3 protein-coding genes are annotated in these 5,736 nt (G+C 61.8%); 1 reads left to right on the forward strand and 2 read right to left on the reverse strand.

Annotated features, from left to right (window positions below; all coding sequences use genetic code 11):
- Positions 1-141 precede the first annotated feature (141 nt).
- Together AKN84_RS43905 and AKN84_RS43910 are read right to left on the reverse strand one after the other, a co-directional pair.
- A complete protein-coding gene (locus AKN84_RS43905; RefSeq protein WP_244485801.1) occupies positions 142-2,739 on the reverse strand; it encodes an MASE1 domain-containing protein in 2,598 nt (865 codons plus the stop codon).
- Positions 2,740-3,116: 377 nt separating this feature from the next.
- Positions 3,117-4,808 (reverse strand): sensor domain-containing diguanylate cyclase, encoded by a 1,692-nt coding sequence (locus tag AKN84_RS43910; RefSeq protein WP_050426546.1) that lies wholly within the window; start codon positions 4,806-4,808, stop codon positions 3,117-3,119.
- Positions 4,809-4,916: 108 nt separating this feature from the next.
- On the opposite strand from AKN84_RS43910, the gene AKN84_RS43915 reads away from it, so the two are divergent.
- A complete protein-coding gene (locus AKN84_RS43915; protein WP_050426547.1) occupies positions 4,917-5,621 on the forward strand; it encodes a YggS family pyridoxal phosphate-dependent enzyme in 705 nt (234 codons plus the stop codon).
- Positions 5,622-5,736: the final 115 nt, after the last annotated feature.

A 5,736-nucleotide genomic window follows, 5' to 3' on the forward strand; every position in this document is an offset into this window, starting at 1 on the left:
ACAGGGCTTTATTGGGATAAGGGATTGCGGCCCCAGCTTGGCGCAATCACGAGCTGCGGGGTAATGGGTCCTGGTCTTCGCCAGGACGACACCGAATGCACGGCTTCGCCGGTGGTCATAGTTCCGCATAGCCGAGGCGGGTCAATGTCTGCGCAAAGCGTCGGTCGTGTTTGGTGCCAGAGGCACGACGGATGCTCGCGTTGATCTCGGGGGCGCAAGATCCTGGATGAAATCTCTGAGTGCCTCGGTGTCGAACGGCTTGCGGAGTATCTTCAGGCTTGGCGGTGCTGCATTTGCAGCGTCGCTGTAACCGGTCGTAAGGGCGATCGGCAAACCCGGGTAGCGCGACCGCACTTCTCTCGCGAGCCCGACGCCGTCGATGGTTCCCGGCATGACGATATCGCTGAAGACGAGATCGATCCTGGTGCCGGCATCGAGCAGTTTCAACGCTGCTTCAGCCGAATCCCGATAGATCGTTTCATAGCCCAGATGCTCGAACAGCGAGGATGTCACATCCGCAACTTCAGGGCTGTCGTCGACGACGAGAACCGTCTGCCGCTGCGGCTGTTTCGGTCTTGCTCTGGCGGCGGCGAGGTCTTTGCTGGCGGTTTGCTCGTCTGCACAGGACGGCAAATAGATTGTAATCGTTGTTCCCTGACCAACCTTGCTGTCTGCCGTCACCGTTCCACCCGCCTGGTGGGCGAAACCATAGACCTGGGACAGGCCGAGCCCGGTCCCCTTGCCGACCTCCTTGGTCGTGAAGAACGGATCGAACATCTTGGACAGAAGATTTGGCGGAATACCGGTGCCGGTATCGCCAAGCGCTATCGCAAAGAAAGCCTTTGCGCGGCGATCGCCGCCGGTCTCCTGGTTCGCGGTCACCGCATGGACGGACAAGGTGAACGTGCCGCCGCTCGGCATCGCATCGCGCGCATTGACGGCGATGTTGACGATCGCGAGCTCCAGCTCGGCGAGGTCCACCTTGACCGACGCGACGCCCTCACCGACGTTCTCGTTGTACACGATGTTCCCGCGCAGCGAGCTTTCGATCATGGTCCGCATGTTCTTGATCGACGCATTCAGATCAACGACCGTCGGGCTGAGATGCTGATGACGAGAGAAGGTCAACAATTGGCGCGTCAGGCTCTCGCCGCGTTTGGCCGCGGTCTGGATGGCTTCGATTGCTTTCGGCAGTTTTGGATCAAGCAGGCGCGTGAAGATCTGGGCGCTGCCTCCGATGATCATCAATAGATTGTTGAAGTCGTGCGCAATCCCGCCGGTCAGCTTGCCGATCGCCTCCATTTTCTGCGACATCGCGAGCTGTTCGCGGGCTTGGACCAGCTTCTCCTCCGCGTCGCGCCGCTCGGTTGCGTCGCGCAGAATACTGATGAAGCCGATCAGATTTCCTGCGTCATCATGGCTCGACGACACGGAGCCCGTGATGAAGAACGGCGTGCCATTCTTTCTGATGCGCCAACCCTCCACGTCGTACTTGCCTCTTTCGATTGCCGTTTCCAGCGCGTGTGCCGGCGAACCCGCGCGGCGTTCATCCGGCCGATAGAAAATTCCAAAATGCTTGCCGATGATTTCTTCCGAGCTGTAGCCGATGATTTTTTGAGCGGTGCTATTCCAACTCGTGACGTGTCCCTCTCGATCGAGCGCAAAAATCGCATAGTCGACGACGCCTTCGATAAGGGTTTGGAAGTGCCGCCTGATGTTGTCGAGCGCCAGGGCTCTCCGTTCAAGTTGACCGTTCAGTTGGTCCCGAACAGAAAGAAGATCGTCTTCCGTGGTCTGCCGCGTCGCAATTGCCGCTGCCAGCGCAAGAGGAGGTGCCGATACGCTGATCGAGAGCACGAGCAGGGATAACAGTGCGCCATTCGGATCCATTTTCGGAAATGGATCATTCCCTACCGAAAACCCCCACACCGCCATTCCGACAAAAATGAACGCAGCCGTCGACACGGTGCATCGATCGCCGCGCAGGCCGGCCCAGATCAAGGGCAGTAGAACCAGAAAGCCCAGCAGGCTCCGATGCGGCAGCAAAACGTCGAGGTCAGTGCTGATGAGATCGCTACCGATGAGCGGACTATAAGCAACGATCCCGATGATGCCGGCGAGAGCGGGGACAGCGATCGATTCCAGCAGCTTCCATTTGGAAGGAATGCGCAAGGGCATCGTCGCCCAGAGTACGATGAGCGGCGCAATCACCAGGGTCCCGGCAGTGTCTGCAAGCCACCAGGTCACCCCGGCGACGACGGAATCGGAAAGGCTCAATTCATTGGCGAGCGCGAAGCCGGCCGAGGCGATGGTTGAACTGACGATCGTGGTCGGCGCACAGGAAATGATTGCAAACTTCGCGACACCGGCAGGCGTGGCAAACGTCTGGCGACCGTTCGACCAACGGTCGATCAGCCATCCCCCGGCACATGCAGCAAGCAGGCTGCCGATCCCGGCGGTGCCAAATTCCAGGAGCGATCGGTCGGCCATAAAGTAAGGAGAGACAGCCCCCACCAGGATCGCCGGCCAGATCCGGTAGCCGCGCAGCAGGACCAGCGCGAGCGCAAGCCCGGTCGGTGGCCATAGCAGTGTCGCGGTTGGATTGATCGCCGGATAGAGCCGCGCGGCTTCGGCAAGGCCGCCATAAATCGCGGCAATTATCAGGATTTCGACCGCGTAGGTCGCAATGGCCCGAGCGTCGCCAAAAGCGAGCATCTTGGCTTTGTCGAACCTTGCCATTTCCATCGCAAGCCTTTGCAGTGGGCATCTCAGGAATGCGGTGGCGACCTGTCCCCTGATCCAGTGTCACCAAAAGCGGCGAATCGCATTGTCATGACGTCGATGTTCCCGCCAAGCACTCAACGCAGTTTTGACCAAAGCATGGCCGCACGATGGTGAGTAGAGGGATGCCCGGCAACTTCGCAACGAGGGGCTATCCGGCAGCACCATTGACCTAATAGCAGTGGCGCACCGGGATCCGAAACGGGTCACGGCGGCATCCGGACTACAATTGGGTACGATCCCGCTGCGTGTCGATGAGAACGCCAGCAATCATTTTCTCTATTGGCGCGAGCGATGAGCTCTCGATGCTGCTCCACCTGCACGGGGCGATGCAGCTAGCTCGCCAGCGCCATCCCGGCTTCATCCAGCGTCTGCAGGAAGCCATGCTCGATCACGGCATTCCTGCCGCGGCGCTTGGCGGCGTAGAGGGCGGCGTCGGCGGCTTCGATCAGATCGCCGGGGCGCTGGGTCTCGTTCGGCTTGGTCGTTGCGACGCCGACGCTGACGGTGACGACGCAATGGCTCGAGGGCGCGTGCGGCACGGCAAGGCCCAGCACGGCGGTGCGCACCGTCTCGCCGATCGCCAGCGCATGCGCGGCATCGGTGTTCGGCAGCAGCAAGCAGAATTCCTCGCCGCCATAACGGCCGGCAAAGCCCATCGTATCGGCGGCGATGCCGGACAGCACCTCGCCGATCCGCGTCAGGCAGGCGTCGCCTTCGGGATGGCCGTAGGTGTCGTTGTAGAGCTTGAAGTGATCGACATCGATCATCATCAGCGACAGCTCGCATTCATACTGCTGCGCCCGCATCCATTCGAAGTCGAGCCGGCTCTGGAAGCCGCGGCGGTTGGCAAGGCCGGACAGCGCGTCGATCGAGGCCATCACGGTGAGACGGTCGTTGGACTCGACGAGCTCGCGCTCGCGCTGACTGAGCTGCGCCGCCATCGCGTTGAAGGCGCGCGCCAAGGGGACGAACTCCGACGGCAGCTTGTGCTTGGCGACGCGCGCCGACCAGTCGCCTTCACCGAACCGCCTTGCCATGCCGGTCATCAGCTCGATCGGATGGATGACGAGCCGTTCCGCGCCGACCAGTGCACCCAGCAAAACGAAAAGACAGACGAAGCCGAGCTGCAGATAGGCGGTGCGGATCTCGCGGTTGATCGCCGCCGTCACCTTGGCCTCGTCCATGCTGACGATCAGCCGCGATTGCGTTCCGGCGATGCGGGCAAAGCTCAGCGTACGTTGTGCGCCGTCGGAGGCCGTGAACGACACCGAGCCTGACGGCTCGTCGTAGCTCAGCGCCTTCTCGGCAATCGCCGACATCAAGGGGATGGTGTCGAGTGAGTGGCCGATCAGGCTTGCATGATCCGACGGAGCCGCGATCACGACGCCGGTGCTATCGACCAAAGCGGCCGACATGCCGGGTTGGCCGCCGAGATTGGCCATGATCTGCGACAGCCAGTCGATGTTGATGCCGGCGACCACGATGGCGTCCTGTTCCGGATTGATCGCGGCCACCGGATAGGCCGCCATCATCATCGCGCGGCCATTGGTCCTGCCGCGCAGATAGTCGCTGAACACGAAGCCGCGATTGTCCTGCGCCTTCTTGAAATATTCACGATCGCCGATGCTGAGCCCGACCTGGCTGTTCAGCGTCGAGCATTGCACCAGCCCGTCCCTGGACACGAACATGATGCTGCGGATCCAGGGCAGCACCGTCGGCAGGCTGGCGCGGAGCACCTCGCAGCTCTGCCCAACGCCGCCGGAGGCGCGGATATAGGCGGCCGATTTCAGCATGGTCTCGACCGAGGACACCACTTCGCGCTGGGTCTCGGCGGCGTGTGCGGTGAGGTTGGCATAGCCGGCCGCGGCCTGCGCGATCTGCTTGCTGCGGGAATCTTCCAGCGTGCGGACGCGATCGAGCATCAGCGGCGCGACCAGCATCACAGCAAGCAAGGCGAGCCGGGCACGGATACCCAGAACCTTCTTGAGCCTGACCCGGTTGCGGTTGAAAGTGACGCCCGACATTCTATTCCCTTGCCCGCGTGCAAGGTAGAATGCAGGGCTTCAAAAAGCCTTTCCCGAATTTGGTAAAATTCGAGCCAACCCCCGCACCTGTCAGAGAACGGCACAAGCATGACGCAAAGCCCGACCACGCCGTTATCGGCTGATTCACCACATGGCATCGCCGCCGTGGAACAGGAGATCGCGCGTGCCTGCAAGGAGGCGCGGCGCGACCGCGCGTCGGTGACGCTGATCGCTGTGTCGAAGACATTCGCGGCCGACGCAATTTTGCCGATTGTCGGCGCCGGACAGCGCGTATTTGGCGAAAATCGGGTGCAGGAGGCCAAGGGCAAGTGGCCGGAGCTGATCCAAGCTCATCCCGGTGTGAAGCTGCATTTGATCGGGCCGTTGCAGTCGAACAAGGCGAAGGAGGCGGTCGCGCTGTTCGATGCGATCCATTCGGTCGATCGCGCCAGCATTTGCGAAGCGTTAGCCAAGGAAATCAAAAATCAGGGGAAGCACCCGGAACTATTCGTCCAGATCAATACCGGCGAGGAGCCGCAGAAGGCCGGCGTCGCGCCGCAGGACGCGGATACCTTCATCGCGGCGTGCCGCGACAAGTATGGCCTGCAGGTTTCAGGACTGATGTGCATCCCGCCCGTCGACCAGGCGCCGGCACCGCATTTCGCACTCTGTGCCAAGATCGCTGCGCGCAACGGGCTGACAAATCTCTCGATGGGCATGAGCGCGGATTTCGCGGTGGCGATCGCGATGGGCGCGACGCATGTGCGGGTGGGCTCGGCGATTTTTGGCACGCGGACCGTGCCGCATCCCTAACTGTCGTCCCGGCGAAGGCCGGGACCCATACGCCGCAGCCATCGCAAAGGGCACGCGGCTAGTCGGTGCGCGACAACCGAGTTTCGGTGGTTATGGGTCCCGGCGAAGGCCGGGA

Source organism: Bradyrhizobium tropiciagri, from assembly GCF_001189845.1.
In the GTDB taxonomy this organism is placed as follows: domain Bacteria; phylum Pseudomonadota; class Alphaproteobacteria; order Rhizobiales; family Xanthobacteraceae; genus Bradyrhizobium; species Bradyrhizobium tropiciagri.